At 65.3% G+C, this 16,737-nt stretch carries 14 protein-coding genes and 3 pseudogenes; 3 read left to right on the top strand and 14 right to left on the bottom strand.

Features of this window, described 5'->3' with window-relative positions:
• Window positions 1–96: 96 nt before the first annotated feature.
• The 9 genes and pseudogenes from BLW05_RS30425 to BLW05_RS30380 form a co-directional block, all read right to left on the bottom strand.
• Window positions 97–345: a lipoyl domain-containing protein gene (locus BLW05_RS30425; RefSeq protein ID WP_093167858.1), complete on the bottom strand. Its 249-nt coding sequence runs from the start codon at window positions 343–345 to the stop codon at window positions 97–99.
• A gap of 45 nt (window positions 346–390) precedes the next feature.
• Window positions 391–687: pseudogene (locus tag BLW05_RS30420) on the bottom strand (alanine dehydrogenase); the annotation flags it as partial.
• A gap of 261 nt (window positions 688–948) precedes the next feature.
• Window positions 949–1,896: an alpha/beta fold hydrolase gene (locus tag BLW05_RS30415; RefSeq protein WP_093167716.1), complete on the bottom strand. Its 948-nt coding sequence runs from the start codon at window positions 1,894–1,896 to the stop codon at window positions 949–951.
• 237 nt (window positions 1,897–2,133) lie between these two features.
• Complete coding sequence (locus BLW05_RS30410; protein WP_093167714.1) at window positions 2,134–4,908, bottom strand: Hsp70 family protein; 2,775 nt, start codon at window positions 4,906–4,908, stop codon at window positions 2,134–2,136.
• Window positions 4,909–4,927: 19 nt separating this feature from the next.
• Window positions 4,928–6,796, bottom strand: a complete 1,869-nt coding sequence (locus tag BLW05_RS30405; RefSeq protein WP_093167712.1) for an Hsp70 family protein — start codon at window positions 6,794–6,796, stop codon at window positions 4,928–4,930.
• A complete protein-coding gene (locus BLW05_RS30400) occupies window positions 6,793–7,383 on the bottom strand; it encodes a DUF2760 domain-containing protein (protein ID WP_093167710.1) in 591 nt (196 codons plus the stop codon). Before BLW05_RS30400 ends, BLW05_RS30405 begins: the two co-directional genes overlap by 4 nt.
• A gap of 583 nt (window positions 7,384–7,966) precedes the next feature.
• The gene (locus BLW05_RS30390; protein ID WP_093167708.1) at window positions 7,967–8,158 is read right to left on the bottom strand and encodes a hypothetical protein; all 192 of its coding nucleotides are present in this window, start codon (window positions 8,156–8,158) and stop codon (window positions 7,967–7,969) included.
• A 157-nt stretch (window positions 8,159–8,315) separates the two neighbouring features.
• Window positions 8,316–9,158, bottom strand: a complete 843-nt coding sequence (locus BLW05_RS30385; RefSeq protein ID WP_093167706.1) for a nucleotidyl transferase AbiEii/AbiGii toxin family protein — start codon at window positions 9,156–9,158, stop codon at window positions 8,316–8,318.
• The gene (locus tag BLW05_RS30380; RefSeq protein WP_093167705.1) at window positions 9,155–9,772 is read right to left on the bottom strand and encodes a type IV toxin-antitoxin system AbiEi family antitoxin domain-containing protein; all 618 of its coding nucleotides are present in this window, start codon (window positions 9,770–9,772) and stop codon (window positions 9,155–9,157) included. Before BLW05_RS30380 ends, BLW05_RS30385 begins: the two co-directional genes overlap by 4 nt.
• A 527-nt stretch (window positions 9,773–10,299) precedes the next feature.
• Here BLW05_RS30380 and BLW05_RS36610 point away from each other — a divergent pair.
• Entirely contained in the window at window positions 10,300–10,611 is a 312-nt protein-coding gene (locus BLW05_RS36610) for a hypothetical protein (RefSeq protein WP_256330560.1), read from the top strand.
• 29 nt (window positions 10,612–10,640) lie between these two features.
• Here BLW05_RS36610 and BLW05_RS36920 read toward each other — a convergent pair.
• Both BLW05_RS36920 and BLW05_RS36160 read right to left on the bottom strand, forming a co-directional pair.
• Window positions 10,641–10,883, bottom strand: a pseudogene (locus BLW05_RS36920) (hypothetical protein); the annotation flags it as partial.
• Complete coding sequence (locus BLW05_RS36160; protein ID WP_177142865.1) at window positions 10,786–11,034, bottom strand: hypothetical protein; 249 nt, start codon at window positions 11,032–11,034, stop codon at window positions 10,786–10,788. The pseudogene BLW05_RS36920 and the gene BLW05_RS36160, both read right to left, overlap by 98 nt.
• 251 nt (window positions 11,035–11,285) lie before the next feature.
• Between BLW05_RS36160 and BLW05_RS30370 the strand changes: the two genes are divergently transcribed.
• Window positions 11,286–11,570 carry a hypothetical protein gene (locus tag BLW05_RS30370; protein WP_093167702.1) on the top strand — a complete coding sequence of 95 codons (285 nt, stop codon included), beginning with the start codon at window positions 11,286–11,288 and terminating at the stop codon, window positions 11,568–11,570.
• Window positions 11,571–11,733: 163 nt separating this feature from the next.
• Complete coding sequence (locus tag BLW05_RS30365; protein ID WP_093167700.1) at window positions 11,734–13,683, top strand: toll/interleukin-1 receptor domain-containing protein; 1,950 nt, start codon at window positions 11,734–11,736, stop codon at window positions 13,681–13,683.
• A gap of 287 nt (window positions 13,684–13,970) precedes the next feature.
• On the opposite strand, the pseudogene BLW05_RS30360 reads toward BLW05_RS30365, so the two are convergent.
• From BLW05_RS30360 to BLW05_RS36910, 3 genes and pseudogenes are all read right to left on the bottom strand, one after another.
• Window positions 13,971–14,377 (bottom strand): annotated as a pseudogene (locus BLW05_RS30360) (transposase); the annotation flags it as partial.
• A gap of 154 nt (window positions 14,378–14,531) precedes the next feature.
• Complete coding sequence (locus BLW05_RS36915; RefSeq protein ID WP_371126989.1) at window positions 14,532–14,717, bottom strand: hypothetical protein; 186 nt, start codon at window positions 14,715–14,717, stop codon at window positions 14,532–14,534.
• A gap of 12 nt (window positions 14,718–14,729) precedes the next feature.
• Complete coding sequence (locus BLW05_RS36910; RefSeq protein ID WP_371126988.1) at window positions 14,730–16,430, bottom strand: Tn3 family transposase; 1,701 nt, start codon at window positions 16,428–16,430, stop codon at window positions 14,730–14,732.
• Between the last annotated feature and the right edge of the window lie 307 nt (window positions 16,431–16,737).

The raw sequence follows: 16,737 nt of genomic DNA, 5'->3' as shown, positions 1-16,737 counted from the left end.
GCCGGGAAACGAAGCTACTCCAGCGTGGCGCGCGGGACTTGATCTGACGCAAAACATTCCTCCAAAGCGCCCGTGAACGCTGGCCAGGGATGCCTGTCAGAACTCGACCAAGCGGGCGAGCGTGTCGCCGGCGGCAAACTTCTCCCCCGCGGGTATGACGATCTCCTCGACCATGCCTGCATGCGGTGCCGGAATGTCGATGCTTGCTCCGAGTAAACACACCTGCGCCAACGGTTGGCCCATCCGAACGTGGTCACCTTCGCTCACGTGCCAGGAAGTCAGGAGTGCCTGGTTTCCAGCTTCAATGGCCTCGCTGAGTAGGGCATCGAGAACAATGTCTGTCATGCAAATGATGGTGCGATCCCGACACGGGACGGGCATTGCGCTGCGTCAAGTTCGGGCCCCAGGAGAAGGTTGAAGACCGTCTGAAGGTCGCCAGGGCAGGCCAAGGGCAGCGGCCACCGGAGCGCAAGCCACATTGCCATCGCAGATGTTCAGCCCGTTGCGAAGGTGCGAATCGCGCGCGAGCGCATCTCGCCAGCCTAGGTCCGCGAGTACGCACACGAACGGGAGCGTGGCCTGTGTGAGAGCGAGCGTGGGCGTGCGCGCCACGGCGCCGGGCATGTTCGTGACGCAGTAGTGCAGGACACCGCTCTTGCGATAGACGGGCTCCGAGTGCGTCGTCGGCCTCGATGTATTTGTTGTTCTCCAAGATCGAACGCAATCTTCGTCAACAAAGGGCTCTCAACCTCGGTTGAACATTGCACGGCCGCTGCCGGCCCCTGACTTCGTGCCCCTGGCGACGCCGACTTCGGCGACGGTTGGTGCACGGTCTGCGCATTGAGGCCAGCATTCCGGCAAGCGTCGCGAACCATTTCTCGAGCATCACACAGACAGGCAGCACTTCGAGCTTGGCTCGCCAGCCTGCGAGCCTCGATGTTCGCGCCGTCAGGCAATCAGGAAGTCAACCACCCGAGTGTGCTGCGCCGGCGAGACCAGCGTCGGCGCATGGCCGACGCCCTCGAATTCGATCAGCCGCGCGCGGGCCCCGCGCTGCGTCATCGCATGCGCGGTCTCTGGTGTGAGCAGGTCGGACTGCGCGCCTCGCAGCAGCAACGTCCGAGCGGTGACCGCGTCGTACAGGTGCCACATGATCGCTTCGCCTTGAGCCCTCGCTTCGGACGTGACAGCACGGATCGGCACGCCGATGGCAGGGTCGTAGTGCAGGACCACCGGACCTTCAGCTTCCGCCGACACGACCTTGGTGCTGCCGTCCTCGCTGCGAGAAGCGGCCGGAACCACCATGTGACGAGACAGCTCGAGCCACTGCTCGCGCGTGTGAACGCCGAACCCGGCGGAGATCAGCAGGAGGGCGTCTGCAGCGGCCTCCAGACTGGCAAACTTCCCGCCCTTACCAATGTAGGCGCCTATGCGCTCGACCGAGGCCTGGGTAATCTCTGGACCGACGTCGTTGAGAACAAGTCTGCGAACTGGCGAAGGGATTGGCAGCTTCGGGCTGCCAGCCAATGCAATGCCGACCAGACCGCCCATGCTGGTGCCGACGTAGTCGAGCTCGGTGATGGCGCTCCCTGCATGCAGATTCGCGAGCAGCGCCAGCATGTCGGCCGCGTAGGTGGGCAATTGGTATCCATCTGGGTTGCGAAGCCAGTCGCTCCGGCCACGCCCGACCACGTCTGGACACACGACGCGGATGTTGCCATTGGCGCGCTCGACGAGAGCGCGCGCCAGCTCGTCAAAGTCGCGGCCTTGCCGGGCCAGCCCATGCACGCACAGTACGACGTGCGACGCATTCGCCTTGCCCCATTGCCAGTAGGCCATGCGGTGACCGCCATCGGGATCGGCACAGGCCACGAAGCCGAGAGTGGGTTCTGTCATTTGCGCCTCGCATCCATCACTCATGATCCAGCTTCATCCTAGTGCATCGGGACCTGCTGTGAGGCGCGACACCGCAGCCCGCGTGACGTCAGCCAGTCGCGCATCAGCTCGCACCGCACATCGCTCGCCTCCAACCCGCAACTGCCCAGCGACGAGGAGCGACGAAGGCGCCTTTGCGTCGAGTACTGAGAGCGCGTCGGCGCAATCAGCTCGCGCTCTTGACAGGTTCAAGCCATATCAGCCGATCAGCTTCAGGCCCGGCGGCAAGGCCTCACCGAACACGCCGCGTTCTCCGGCTTCGTCCAGGGGTACGACTTCGCAGACTCGGGCGATCCATGCCGATGGTGCCCGATGGGCCTCCAGCAGTGAGATGACACGTTGGCGCGCTTCAAGCGGCAGGTCGCGAGCGCGATCGCCGCTGAGACGGGAGAGGTTCGCGGCGGCGGCAGCGGCCCCTTCGACGCGCTTCCAGTCCAGTGCGAGCAGGGCGTCGAGCCAGGCGGTGGCGTGGTCGACTGGGACCACGCCATGCGCGCTGCCGTAAAGGGGCGCGCGCGCACCGATGCGGCCGATGGCCCACAGCGTCCAGGTGTCGCGTGCCTGCGGATCGCGTGCCGCGCCCGGTCGCTGAAGGCGCTCGACCAGCCAGTCGCCGATCTCGACCTTATGTTCGACCGGAATGCGTTCGAGCGAAGCACCCATGCGCACCATGTCATCCCAGCCTCCCTTGACGAGCCGCGGCGGTCGTTCGATGCCAGCCTCTTCACCCTGGAGGTTGATCGCGAAATCGTCGAGGAGCCGCAACTGGGCTGCCTCGTCCAAGCCGCCTGCGACGCGGCGCCACAGCGTCCACCATTCCGCGTCGACTTGGCGCTCATGGCCGTGCTGCACCCCCAGTTCGAAGAGCGGCCACAGCTGCTCGATGCGCCAGGCGTCGAGCGCGTCGCCGAAGCCTGGTCGCAGGCACCAGCCGGCCAGGCTCAGCCATAGGCGCTCGTGGTCTGCCGAGCGATGGCGACCACGCGCGCGCTGCCATAGCGCATCGAACAACGGGCGAAGAAGCGCGGTCGACCACCGCTCGCGGGTGCCGAGCAGCGCTTCGAGTTGCGCGCGCAACTGCTTGACGGCCTTAGGTCCCACATCACGGTCGCGCGCGCCGAAGACACGTTCGATGCACTCGATCGCCTCTCCAAAGCGCGGTGGCAACCCGGCCCCAGGCGATACTGGGGCGGTTGAATCGGCACGCAACTGGAACTCAAGCTTCCAGCGCTGCGCGGGGTCGTTGGCGGAAATGCAGTGCACTTCGAGCGTACCGACTTCGGTCAGCATCGCCGCCAACTGCACGGGGATGTTGCGTCGCGCGCTACCGCCGGCCCGTACCACGGTGGCCACCGGCGGCAGCACCTGGACCTCGCGTTCGTCCAGATCGACCAGTTCACCGGCCAGTGGCGCGGGCTTGGCTGCGATATCGCCCGTGGTCGACACGAGGTGGAAACGTACCGGTTCGCCAACGCGCAGCTCGAAGCTGCGGCCTTCGAGGCGAATCTCGCGGCCTTCTTCGCTACCGTTCGGGAGCACACAGACTGCGCGTCCCTTGCCGTCACCGAGCGGGAGGAAATAGCTGCGTGCCGAGCCGCCACCGATCTTGGGCGCCAAGCCGCGCCGTGCCAGCGCATAGGCCACCGCACCGCGCGCAACCGCAACGTCCGGATCGGCGTTGTGCAGTATCCGCAGCGGAGCGCCACGCCACGCACCGAGCGTCGCATGCAGGCGCGCGGCGATCGCCTCGGCGCGGAACACGCCGCCGTTAAGCAGCAGCGCATCGGGCCAGCCGGCCGCGGCGTGCTGCCGAAGAAAGCCGGCGATGTGGCGCGTCACCGCCGGGTCGCTGGCATACGGAAGGCCGAATGTGACCAGGCCGCTAGCGCGCTCGCGCCGGGGCAGGTCGCCGGCCGCCACTTGCGGGAAAAAGCCGTCGACCACGATGCGCTCGACCTCGTCGCGCTCCAGCACTACGGACCGTGCAGCGCCGATCAGGCGTGCGCCGGCACCGAGCAGCGTCACCGGCGCGCTGGCCGGCGCATCGGCGGCAAGAAGCCGTTCCTTGGCTGCGCGGCACCGTTCGACCAGTTGTGACAGCTGGCCTGTCGACAAGCGCGCCGCAGCGCCGGCGTCGACTGCGGCCGCGTTCAGCCTGGATTCGGCCAGGTGCGCGAGTGCCAGGTCCATGTTGTCGCCGCCGAGCATCAGGTGGCGCCCCACTGCAATGCGTTCGAGACGCGGCTCGGTGCCATGTTGGTCGACGCGCACCAGGCTCAAGTCAGTGGTGCCACCGCCGACGTCGCAGACCAGCACCAACTGCGTACCCGCCAACGCCTCGGCGAGCGAGTTGCGCTGGCGAAACAGCCAGTCGTACAGCGCAGCCTGGGGTTCTTCGAGCAAGCGCAGCACCGGCAGGCCGGCGTCGCGTGCGGCCTCGAGGGTCAGTGCACGCGCCGCGTCGTCGAAAGATGCCGGCACCGTCAGCACCAGCTCCTGGTGTTCGAGCAAGGCCTGCGGAAAGCGGTGGTTCCAGGCTGAGCGCAAGTGCGCGAGGTAGCTCGCGCTCGCAGCCACCGGAGAGACTTTCGGCACGTCGGCCGCCGCCCCCCAGGGCAGGATGGGCGCAAGCCGATCCACTGCGGCGTGCGACAGCCAGCTTTTCGCGCTCGACACCAGCCGCCCAGGCACCTGGGCGCCGAGTTGGCGCGCCAGGGTGCCGATCACCTCCGCGTCAAGAGTGCCGCCCGGCGCCCATGGCAGCGCCAGGTCACCCGGCGCCAGTTCGCCCGCCAAGGGGTGGTAGCGCATCGACGGCAGCAAGGGACGCGCCGCCACTTCGCCCGGGGCAACCAGTTGCTCGACGTTGAACAGCCGGATGTCGTCGTCCGCGATGGGCCCCTGCGCGGCCGCGTACGCGACAACGGTGTGCGTGGTGCCAAGGTCGATGCCAACCGTGTAGGCCGCAGTCATGCTGGTGCCAGAAGCCGGCTTAAACCCCTTCGACGTCCTGCTGTCGCTCGCCGCGCACGTCGAATTCGATCTTCCACCGCTCTCCGCCACTGCGTGGCACGGCTTCGAGTTCGAGCGTGCCGGCCTCGGTGACACGGGCGTGCAGGCGCACCGGCACCACCTCGCCAGCATTGCGTCCCTCGGGCGGCAGCGCTGCGGAGATCGGGTCGAGCTCCCGCAACTCGTCGGGCGCCCAGGCCTCGAGCAACGTGCCGACGACGTCCTGGCGTCGCACCGACGACGCGAAGAAACGGAACTGCACGGGCTCGCCGACCACCAGCCCGAGTTCGAGCGCCGGCAGTTCGGCTTCGGTGCCTTCTTCCATGCCGAACGGCGCGACGCACAGCGCCTGCACCGGCGGCTCGATGCCGGGCACGGCTGGCATCGACGATTCGACCCCGACGTAGTAGGCGAACGCGGTGCCGCCGCGGATGCGCACGCCGTGGCCGTGCCGCACATAGCCGTAATAGGCGGCGCCGCGGGCCACTGCGAGGTCGAGGTCGGCGCCACTCAGCAGCCTTGCCGGTGCGGCGCCTTCGGCGGCGAGCCAGCCATTGATCGTTGCCAGCGTGCGGTCGGCCAGCAGCGCCGACTTGAAGACGCCGCCGTTGAACAGCACCGCGGTCGGGTGCAGGAAGCTGGCGCCTTCCAAGCCGACATGGTCGCCGAAGAAGCCTCTCAGTTCGGCCACCGCGCCGAGCTGCCGGCCGAGGAAGGCAGCCAGGTGGCGGGTGACGGCCGCGTCCTGCGCATAGGGCAGGCCCAACTGCGACAAACCGGCGCGCACCCGGCTAACGGGTCGCGCCGAGGCTTCGACCTCCGGAAAGAAGCCGTTGACGATGGTCGCGGCGACCTCATCGCCCGTCAGCTCGGTGCGCAGCGAGCCGCCGATCAGCTTGCTGCCTCGGCTGGGCACGACGATGGGTTGTGCGGGCGCAGCAGCCTCGCCGAGCAGTCTTTCCTTGGCGCTGCGGCAGGCGTAAGTCAGCGCGCGAAGTTGCCATGCGTCCAGCGTGGTGCCGGCCGTGGCCAGCTTGCGCGCGACGACATGCGCGAGCGCCAAGTCCATGTTGTCGCCGCCGAGCAGGATATGGTCGCCGACCGCGACTCGGTGCAGTTCGAGGTTGCCGTCGCGCTCAAGGACCGCGATCAGCGAGAAGTCGCTGGTGCCGCCGCCGACGTCGACCACCAGGATGATGTCGCCGGGCTTGACCTGTTTGCGCCAGCCTGGACCGCTGGACTCGATCCAGCCGTACAGCGCCGCCTGCGGCTCCTCGAGCAGCGTCAGCGAACTGCAGCCGGCGGCCTTGGCGGCTTCGACCGTCAGCTCGCGCGCGGCAGGGTCGAACGATGCGGGCATCGTCACCGTCACATCCTGCTCGTCGAACGGCGCTTCGGGGTGCGCATGGTCCCAGGCGTTGCGAAGGTGTTCGAGGTAGCGAATCGACGCGTCGAGTGGAGAGATGCGCGCCACCTCGAGCGGCGCATCGGTCGGCAGGATCTTGGCACGTCGGTCAACGCCGGGGTGGCAAAGCCAGCTCTTTGCGCTGGATACCAGCCGAATCGGGGTCGACGCACCGCGGCTGCGCGCCAGTTCGCCGACGACATGGGGGACGTCGGCCAACCAGGGCAACGCCAGATCGCCGGCGGCCATTTCGTCTGCGTGCGGCAGGTACAGGAACGAGGGCAGCAGGGCAGATGCCTCGACCGCGCCCGGGGCGGTCAGCTGCGGAATCGGCAACAGGTGGTGAACGGTGGCTTCGCCGTCGCTGCCTGCGATGTCGACGTACGTCAGTGCACTGTGCGTGGTTCCGAGGTCGATGCCGATGGCAAAGCGTGGGCCGCTCATAGTTCAACCTCCGCCGGCGCCACAACGTGCGTGTCGTGACGTTCGGCCAACTTGGGCAGCCGCACTTCGGTGACGCGCCAGCCACGGTGCGTCAGGCTGCCAGAAAAGGGCGGCTGTCCCACCACGTTGCCGGTCAGGCGCACTGCGGCGGCGTCGAAGCCCGCCTGCAGCGTGACTCGTGCGCCTTCGGCCTCGTTGCGCACCGGCACGATGCTGAAGTGCTCGCGCAGCACCTTGGCACAGCCTTCGTGCACCACGCGTGCCGCCGCGCCGATCTGCGCGTCGGCATAGCCAGCGAGATCCTCGCCGACGAAATCGATGAGGCGCGCGTCACGCTGCAACAACGAGAGTAGTTGCAGCGCAGCGTCGGAACTTGCTTCCTTGAGCACCGGCGGAGCCGGCACGGGTGTGGCCGTTGTCTGAGTCGGAACTGACGCCGGTGCAGCGCCATTGCGCAGCGCCGCATACCGTGCAGCCAGATCGGCATCCGCCAACAATCCGAACAAGGCGCCGAACGCCAATGGAATGCGGCGCAGCAGCGAGGGTTTGACGTTGTCGTCGGAAGAGGGGGCTTGTGGGTGGTTCATTGATTGCTCCAAGGTCAGCCAGCCGCGGAGGCGCGCCCGGAGCCCAGCCGTCATCAAAAGGCTTCGACTTGCTGGCGAGGTCAGGGCTGGTCGCCGATGTCGTCATGGACGCTGTGCTGCGGTGCAGCATTGTAGGCCGCATAGGGAGGGTTGAGGCCCTCCTTGCCGGCCCACATGGAAGGTGCTACCACTGCACTCCCGCGACTCAGCCATGCTAGGCCATCATGCGACCGCGCTGCGTACGTGCGCCGGACGCCCCGCCGCTGGTCACAATTACTTTGCGTCCGAAGGTGAGCAGCCATCGAATGGGCTCGATCGCGGGCCCGAGTGGCGCGAAGCGTGAGCCGCGCCGCTATCGCCCTATGCCTTGACGCGGACGATTTCTACGGGGCCAATGCCTGAATAGACCTTCTCTCCAGTCTTCAGGGCTATGACAGTCCAGCGATCGCCCGGCGTGATCTTGTAGTCGCCCGGCTCGAACGCGAGATTTGCTCCTGGACCTCTCGGCCCAGCCATGACGGGTAAAGAAGAACCGCTGGATTCCGGTCGGTGTTGTGGCCAGCGAATAGGTCGAGGGTCTCGCTCACGAACACCTCGGCGCGCAGATGAGGTGGTTCTTGCCGAGGAACCGTTTCGAAGTCATGTTCGTCCGCAGTGCGAACTTGCCGCACTTGAAGCACGACATCATCGATTCGGCGCGAGGGGTGGAGATGATGGATCCCGGCGACTTCTTGACGTAGCGCAGGCCATCCTCGGAGAACTGGGTGGCGGACATAGGGGCATTTTACCCGGGGGCAATAGAGCCGAAGCAAAGCGGTTTCGATCTTGCCGCCGATACCAGCCCAACCGTAGCCGGCTAGTCGTCGGCCAGCATTCCATGCCGGTGGATCCTCAGGGCGCGGATCTCGCGCCGCTCCAGAGCGTAGAGATCGTCATAACCTCAGTTGCAGAAACTCGCTGCGTAACAGAGCGACAACGTCGGCGAGGTCCAGGGCCTCCAGCCGATTCTTTTTCAGGAAAGCAGCCCACTGCCTTTGTTTCGTCGGATCCTGTGCGAATGCTTCGCTCAACCCTGAAGGGATGGTGTCAGGCACCGCCAGTTGCCGCCGTGTGAACGTGGCCTCGACCGCGCGACGCAGGTTTGCAGATTCCAAGGCACCCTCGGTGAGCAACACCCAGAGATCGAAGTAGTCCTTCATGCGGGTGTTGGCCATGCCCAGCAGACACACCGCATGAAATTTCTCGGCCGCCACCGTGTATTTCGGATAGGTGCGCAGTTGCGGAGCGGGCAGGTCCTCGATCAGCACCGGATAGCTCACCAATTCCGGTGCCGGCGTCACGGCATCGCCAAAGCCGATGTCCACTTGCAGCGCAATGCGTGCACCGTCCAACTTCGCCTGCAGGTCGATCCGCACACCCCCATAGCCCGCCTCTTTGCGAATCACTGAGCCCTTGACCGAGGCTGGATCAAACGCGATGCCATCATCCACCACGACCTGACAGACCTCACGGAAAGCCGAAACCGCCGAGTCGACGTCGTCTGGTCCAAACCCAAGCAGGTCTGCATCGCGCGTCGGCCGATGCGGCTGGTCGTACCACAATGAAAATAGCAGCGCGCCCTTGAGCAGGTAATTGGCGGCATGTGGCGAGACTGACAGCCGATACAACAGCCGCTCCAGCCCATAGTGGGTGAGCGTCAGGTTGAAGTCCTGCTTCGTGGCATCGGCGTGCTGCTTCAAGCGGGTGCGGACTGAGGCCGCCAGGTTGCGGCTCATGCGGTGACGCTTTCCAAGTAAGGCCGCATCACATTGGCCACGCGATCCACCGTGGCGTAGTGCCAGAGCGCGTCCATCGTGAGCTTGCGCTGAGACCAGCCATCACGCAGCGCTTCCAGTGCAACGTCCAGGCCGATCTTGTTGCGGTACTTGAAGCAGTCGGCCACCGTCTTCGCCGCGTTGAACACCGGCACTTGCACGCCATCCGTCTCGACCAGCTCAATGCCTTCGGTCAGGGCCGCGCCCGACATGCGCACCACGCGCAGTGCTGGCTGGTCGAGGCGGGGCGTGGGCGAGTGATGGGGGATCGCCATCCAGACTTCAAACGGTGCCTGGGTGCCAATGCCGTGGACGCGCAGCGCCGACAGCAGGCAAACCACGCCACGCGGTACGCGCAGGGCTACCTCGGCCAGAGAGCGGTGTTCGCTGAGCGCTCGTCCCGGCAGGCTGTAGATACCGCGGGCGACGCGTTCGAGCTTGCCAGCCGAGACCAGTCGGCTGAGGACCACTGTCGGCAGGCCTTGCTCAGCCAGCTCGCGTGCGCGCAGCAGCGGCTGCCGCTTGGCGAGCTCCAGAGCGGCCTGTTCCAGCGTGGAGTCCGAGCGCAGCACCATGGCTGCAGTATGTTGCGATAATTAGTCATTTGTCAACAAATGACTGGATAATGCATCCGGCGCCGGCGGGTGGCAAATGGCGCACCGTGTTACCCGTGGCCCCGTCATTTCCGGGGGGTACACATCACGGACGGGACCCGGGCAACTACGCTCGCCACCTGAACATCGAAGGCCGGTGGGCAGTGCTTGGTTCAACGCATGCGCCGTTGCTCATTTGGCCGCAAACGTCCGGTGATCTCTCGTCGCAGTCGGACGCGGCCCGCGCGGCCAGCCAGTGCGCGCGCAATTAAAGCCCGCCGCCGCGTCGAGGTCCCGAGTCTGGGCAATCCCCGTTATGTCTATTCACTCTCGCCCCGCCCAGAAAGCCAGCAGGGCAGCGGAGAAGAGGGCGCCACCGCACCGCGACAAACTGACATGCCATTGCAGGGTCGGCGCCGCCGACCTTCGCGTACGTCGCACCTCGCTGGAGCCTGGCCATGCCATTCCTTGCGCCCACGTTTGCACGACTGCCGCCATTGGACCTTTTGTTGGCCGACCAACGAGAACCGCGCCAGAAGATCGCCCGCCACCTCGGCGTGAGCCTGCGCACCCTGCAGCGCTACCAGGCCCGCGGCAACGCACCCCGCGCGGTCTATCTGACCCTCTGGTTCGAGAGCCGCTGGGGCAGGGCCGCCCTGGACGCGCAGACTTTTAATGAAGCCCAGCACGCGCGCACCTGGGTGGCCTCGCTGGAGCGCGAGTGCGAGCGGCTGCGTGGCGTGATCCAGGCCCTTGAGGAAGCGCAGGAAGCACCGGCGGCGAACTCGGCGGTGTTCCACACCAGCATGCCTTTGGAGTGACCCCACGGGGCACCGCAGGAGTCTCCGCAGCCAGCAATATCCGGATCTTGATAGAACTGGTCGTTCCACACGACGTAGAAGAAGCCGCCGCGGTAGACCTCTCCGAAAGTCGCGCCCACGGGATCCGTGCCGGTATCGCCTACGCAGCCATCCCCCTGCTTGAGTTGTGAATTGTCACTGCTGGCATAGACGAATTGCTGGCTGAACTTTTGGGAAGTGGGTTCGCCACCGAAGGTACATGTCGGCCGGCTCGTGGCGCAGCAGGCATGCAAGCATGGCGACCGAAGCTGCAACAACTGTGCGACGCAGCGAGTTCATGATGATCAAACTGCTTGCAGTTGCGCGGTCCCGCTCCGGCATCGGCATCGCGTTGGGGCCTTGTCCTGCAACTCGGGCAGAAGTTCTGTTGAAATCGGCGGCCATCTTCGACCTCCTATCTTTCCTGGTGGATGCTCGCGGTCACGAGAGTCCCACGCGCGAGCGTATGGCCGTGGTTGCGAAGCGTTGTCCTCAAGGAGGGGGAGGTGCGCGGCATTTCGACCGCACCTAATACGAGGTTCGCGCCCTTCAGTACCCTTTCCCGATGAGCCAAGCGGCCGCAACGGTCCTTCGCACGCATCGGAAGCCCTAAAGCTCGCCCCTCGACTGAGTGAAGCCAGGCCGGCGAAGGCCTCGTGCTGCTGGTGACGACGCCGTCCTGGCCGGGATCGGGTAGCGCCAACTTTCCGCGGGGGCCGGGCGGGAACACCCTGGGGTGCATTACGCAGACGAACAACGTTCTCGTCAGCCAGCATTTCTTTGCCTTGCGGCTGACCCGGCAAGACGTCTCTCAGGTGCTCGACGCGCTGGCCAACGCAAGCGTGGTCACGAACCTCCAGGATCCTCGCTTGGTGCACAGCGGCGGCCCTTCCGAGATCGTCGCGACAGGAGCCCCACCCCTGAAGACAGCTGCACCCTGATCACTTTCGTCCCGCGCGATTTCTTGCCCAGTTGATTGACGCGATTGACCTGGCAAGCACGGCGGGACGATCATCCAGGCTAGGGCGAAGGGACCGATGAACACCGACGATCAAGATTCATCTTACACAGGTCTGGGGCGCGTTGCAGAAAATTCCGAGCACCATGGCAAATCGTGATGGCGCGGAATCAGCGCCTCTCGGGGTGTTTGTCTCCTACGCGTGGGCCGATGTCGCGCGCGTGCGGCCCGTTGCCGACGGGCTGGCAGCGGCCGGCCATCGGGTGTGGGTCGACACCGAGCAGATCCATCCCGCGTCACGCTTCATGGACGAGATCCAGCCCGCGATCGCTGATCTTGAGGCCTTTGTTTTCTTCTATAGCGGTGAATCTGCGGCATCCACATTCTGCCTGCTCGAGCTGGACACCGCCGTGGCGTCCGGTAGCACGATCGTCCCGATCTGGCTCGAAACCCCCAGGGCGCCACTGCCGGCAGCTATTGACGGTTTGGCCGGCGTGTCGGCCTTCGACCAAACGGCAAGCTCTGTTCTCGAGCGCCTGCTTGCCGCGCTACGGCTCGATGCCAAGCTCCAGCGTACGCTCAAGTCACTCAGCGCGGCGGAGCGCCAGTGGCGCCAAGCCGGTCGCCCTGACGACCTGCTGCTGACCCGGAGACGCCTGGAAGAACTGGCTGATACGGCCCGAAGTGAATGGCCAGAATCTCTAGCCAAATATGTTGATCGCAGCCGAGTGTTCGAGCAGCACAGCACCACCGAGACCCGCCGCTTGCGGCGCGGTGATGGGATCGGGCAAGTTCACCAACACTTGCAGCAAGGCGACCCAAAAGCCGCGTTAGCGACATTGCTCAGCTTGGCATCCCAAGGACTCGATTCGACTCTGCGCCCGATGCTGACCCAAGCGCTTACCCAGTGGCGCAGCCCGTCGGATAGGGTTCGGACCGGCGCTACCCGCACTGCAATTAAGCGCGACCGTTCGCTATGGGCTTGGCTCTCAGGCACGCACAGTGTCTCGTGCGTGCACTTTGACGGTCCGCTCGGGGCGCCCGGGAAAGCATCGGGCAGAGCGCCCATGGAACTGGTCGACCTTGCCATCGAACCGAATGGCGGTGCGATCTGCGTGGCTGCAAAGCATGAGAACGTTCTTGTGTTTCGTCCTATATGCCGACCTGCCCCCGACGACAGGTCCCGGCAAGAGATTCCGTTCTCCGAGCCCTTGACATTCGAACGATTCCTTCCATCGGACCGGCTGCGTCGCGACCTGGTGGAAATGCTGTGCGTGGGGCCGCTGAACTTGCTATTCGACGTCGCACCCCAGGGGATACTGAACCTGGACTTCTCGCCCGACGGCCGCTGGTTGGCGATGGCTCACGCCGACGGCATGGTGCGGGTCTACGACTTCGCAAACCGCCGCCCCGTTCGCTGGGGCCACGGCTTTCGAGCTGGAGTGCTGCCTCGCGTACAGCGGCTGCCGATCGCGTCGGGTGAGTTTATCCGCTTCTCCCATGGCGGACGTTACCTGCTAAGCGTCGGCTGTAGGCCACGATGGGGGCCGTGGCGCTGGCAGCGGCGCTCCGCGGGCGACATGCTTGTCTACGCGATCATTGATACCTCGACTTGGAAGCACGCCGACATTCGGTCGTCGTGGCGCGACGGCGACATCATAGGGGGCGTCACCTGCGCCCGCATTAGCGACGATGAGCGATGGCTGTTTGTGGCTGATGGGCAAGAATCAGCGTGGCTTTGGCCCCTTCAGGACGGTACCCGCATTGAAGTTCCGCATAAAGGTGTCACCCAAGCCGAGTTCACGCTCGACGGGCGAGGCCTGGTCACGATCGGGGTGGACAACGTGTTGCGCGGCTGGTTCTGGTCGCCGGATTCAGTAGGCCCCGATTCGGTTGCCGACGAGCGCATCGTCGTGCCGCAGGTGCGTCCGACGCGACGACTGTTGCGCGACCCGCAAGAACCGTGGATGTGGGTGGTCGATGACACAGGTCGCGACCTGCGCGGCGTCTATTGTGATGTCTTTGGCGACGACCCCCGGCTGTTGGAATTGGCCAGGGAGGCGGTTGCTTCGAATAGGCGGCCACGGCTTCCATGAATGTGGGTGCTCGCGCGACGCGGGTTTCCGCAGTGAGGACGCACTGCACGACTTGAACTTGGTTGATCGCCTGTGGACGCTACTGCTTTGAACGGCAGACTACATTGGGCTGCGGTCACAGTTTGCCGTCGAGAAAATTCCTGAGGCGCCGCTCGCGATCGGTGTTCGCCCAATCCGGTGGATCACCGCCTTCAGGGGCTCGTCCGAAAAAAGCCACCAACAAGCCGGAGCGCGTCCTAGGCTGGGCGGCGTTTCTCCGCCGCTGATGAAAAACGTCGAAAGCTCGCCTAGTGTCGTGAGTTAGAAGTTCGCAAACAAAACCTCTCGATGCTGGCGAGGATGTCCTCGGCGGTTTTGGACCAGACGAAGGGCTTCGGTTTCGCGTTGTGGACGTCAAGGTACTGCCTGATGGCCTGCTCGAGTTGTCGCGTCGAGCGATGCGTGCCGCGGCGGATGCAGCGCTGCGTCAGCGTGGCGAACCAGCGCTCCACCTGGTTCAGCCACGATGCCGAGGTGGGCGTGAAGTGCACATGAAAACGCGGATGCCTTGCAAGCCAGTTCTTGATGGAGGGCGTCTTGTGCGTGCCGTAGTTGTCCACTCAGCGCTGCGGTGGCGGCGATGCACCTCGCCGATGACAGCTCCGGTGGCGATGTCCAGCGCCGCGAACAGCGTCGTCGTGCCGTGGCGCTCGTAGTCGGGGTCTACTCGTTTTCAGTGCACTAAGTGACGGCAAGGGCGCAGCCAAGCACGCTGCTTCCAAGGCCTCGTCGCTCGCAAGTCCTTGTCGTGCATGGACTTTCTGTCCCCCTTCAATCGCGGTGCAGGCCGCACCGGCGCTCGGTCAGTTTTAGCCATTGGCGCTCATTTTCGCTGCAGTTTGTGACGGTAGGAGCTGAGCGGCATACCGTTCGATAGGGAAACGAAAGATGCCGCGCAGGTTGATGCCTTCCAGCCGCGTGGGCGCGATCCGTCCAATGAGTTCGGGCGGCACAACCTGACGTCGATGGGCCCAGCGATCGAGCACCGCCTGCATCTGCGCGGTGTTCTATGCCATCACGATGTTGGCGAGCAAGCTCAACGCGTCCGCCACGGCCTGCATCTCGTCCACGCGCCTGGCCTGCACCGGACTGACCCGCCCGGTGTAGATGGCGCGCTTCAAGGCGTTCACCGCCTCGCCGCGATTGAGCACCCGATGCAGTTCGCGGCGGAACGCCGCGTTGACGAAGTAGTCCGCCAAGAAAGCCGTGCGCATTAGCCTGCCAAGGTGCACGCCGGCCTCATAGATCGGGTCAGACCTGGCTGCCGATCCGAAGCGCGCCATCACGGCCACCGCGCGGGCGTGCCCGGACATCACGGCCGCCGTGAGGCGAACGAGAGCGTCCCAGTGCGACACAATGAGCGAAGCGTTGACGTTGGCTACGCACACGGATGCCACATCAGCGGGTATCGGCATGCCTCTGGGGACATAGAGCTGCCGCTGCTTCAGATCCTTGAGCCGCGGACATAGATCGAAACCCAACAGGCGAGACAACCCCATCGCGAAGTCGGTGTAACCGTGGGAATCGACGGCCAGTTGAGAAGTCTCGATCTGCTCCTGTCGCACGACGCCCTCGATCGCCACGCCGGCTTGCCGCTCGTTCAGCACAAAGGGTTGCGCGTGAAAGATGCCCCAGCGATCGCCCACATGGGAGTAGATGCCGATCGAGGGCGTGTTGCGCCGCGGATCCAAACGGGCCTGCCACACACGCTTGGTGGTCTCCATGCTCATCATGTCCGAGGAGGCCAGATCGGAACGTCCCCAAGTCGTTGCAATGGGATGGCCTTGCATGAACTCCAGCACTGCCTGGCAAGCCTTCCCGAGTCGGCGTTCGTCGCTGGCCCAGCGCATGGCCTGGCGGATGCTCGTGGCCGACAACTGGGGCATCATGCGCGCACAATCGGCCGCCGTGAGGCTGGTGCCATGGGCGAGAATGCTGGCGTAGGTCATCAGCAGTTCCTCGGCCGAGCGCAGCTCGCGCCCCAACATGATCCAGCTGAAACGAACCTGCGCATCAACGGCCAGGATCACCTCGGGCAATTGCACCTCGCCGATGCGCTGGTCGAGTCTGGCGCGCAGCTTGTCAACCTGAGGATCCCCATCGTCCGCCGGGAGCGCCGAGAGGTGCAATTCATCGTCAATGTGTAGCGCGCCGGAACGGGCGGCGACGGCCACCGCTTGGACGCCAGCATGCACGCGCATCAGGAGCGGAACAAGGAACTCCTCCGGGTTGGCCGGCAGCGCCAGCCGCGCGTAGTGCCGCTTGGCCTCGGCATGCGAGCGCTCGGCGGGTAGGAACAGTCGCTCGCGTCCACGAAACGTCAGGCTGTGTTCGATCCACACCGAGCCGTTGCGCACGGTTCGACGCAGGGCAAACAGCGTGGCCACCTCCAGCGCCCGAAAGGCGCGCTCCCGGTCGTAGCCCGAGATGGCGTCGCGCCAGACCGATCCGAGTTGGGGTGAAACGATGTCTGGCAGACTCCTTGCGCTTCTCGCATACAGATCGCGCAGCTTGGCCAGTGATTCGATGGCCGGATGGTTGCCGGTCGCCTGCCATGGCAGCTTGGCGATCGCTACCAGCATGGACCGCACCGGGCGAATGGCCTCGATCAGGCACTCCCGCACGAGTGATGCCCGCCCGGGCGGGCGACGCTGCTGGTGGCTGGCAACCACAGCCGCCAATCGCGCCCTCAATTCGGAGTCTGGCACGCCACCCTCGGCACTCAAGTTCGTGAGTTCGTCGACCAGAGATCGGTAAAGGTCCGCCCAGTTGACGGTGTCACCGACGCTACCGGCGGCCTAGCGCCACAGGTCAGCCACGCGACGCTGAACCATCAGAATAAGTTGGTCGGTGGCGGTCAGCAGACAGTAGCGCAGGAAGCAGGCGACCTCTACGGTGCGCGCTGGATCCTTGATCTTGGCGCCGGCCGAAAGAGGCCGGGATGCCAAGCGACGCGCGTAGCGCCGCGCGATGAGATCAGGCAGGGCGCCCAAGTACTTGTGCACGTCGAGTGTC

The organism is Variovorax sp. YR216 (assembly GCF_900107745.1).
GTDB lineage: Bacteria > Pseudomonadota > Gammaproteobacteria > Burkholderiales > Burkholderiaceae_C > Variovorax.
This window is presented reverse-complemented; position numbering and strand designations above follow the sequence as displayed.

Excerpts from the sequence above, each read along its gene's own strand:
- BLW05_RS30425 (WP_093167858.1), bottom strand. The coding sequence starts at position 345 with ATGACAGACATTGTTCTCGATGCCCTACTCAGCGAGGCCATTGAAGCT.
- BLW05_RS30415 (WP_093167716.1), bottom strand. The coding sequence starts at position 1,896 with ATGACAGAACCCACTCTCGGCTTCGTGGCCTGTGCCGATCCCGATGGC.
- BLW05_RS30410 (WP_093167714.1), bottom strand. The coding sequence starts at position 4,908 with ATGACTGCGGCCTACACGGTTGGCATCGACCTTGGCACCACGCACACC.
- BLW05_RS30405 (WP_093167712.1), bottom strand. The coding sequence starts at position 6,796 with ATGAGCGGCCCACGCTTTGCCATCGGCATCGACCTCGGAACCACGCAC.
- BLW05_RS30400 (WP_093167710.1), bottom strand. The coding sequence starts at position 7,383 with ATGAACCACCCACAAGCCCCCTCTTCCGACGACAACGTCAAACCCTCG.
- BLW05_RS30390 (WP_093167708.1), bottom strand. The coding sequence starts at position 8,158 with ATGTCCGCCACCCAGTTCTCCGAGGATGGCCTGCGCTACGTCAAGAAG.
- BLW05_RS30385 (WP_093167706.1), bottom strand. The coding sequence starts at position 9,158 with ATGAGCCGCAACCTGGCGGCCTCAGTCCGCACCCGCTTGAAGCAGCAC.
- BLW05_RS30380 (WP_093167705.1), bottom strand. The coding sequence starts at position 9,772 with ATGGTGCTGCGCTCGGACTCCACGCTGGAACAGGCCGCTCTGGAGCTC.
- BLW05_RS36160 (WP_177142865.1), bottom strand. The coding sequence starts at position 11,034 with ATGGCCGCCGATTTCAACAGAACTTCTGCCCGAGTTGCAGGACAAGGC.
- BLW05_RS30365 (WP_093167700.1), top strand. The coding sequence starts at position 11,734 with ATGGCAAATCGTGATGGCGCGGAATCAGCGCCTCTCGGGGTGTTTGTC.
- BLW05_RS36915 (WP_371126989.1), bottom strand. The coding sequence starts at position 14,717 with ATGCAGGCGGTGCTCGATCGCTGGGCCCATCGACGTCAGGTTGTGCCG.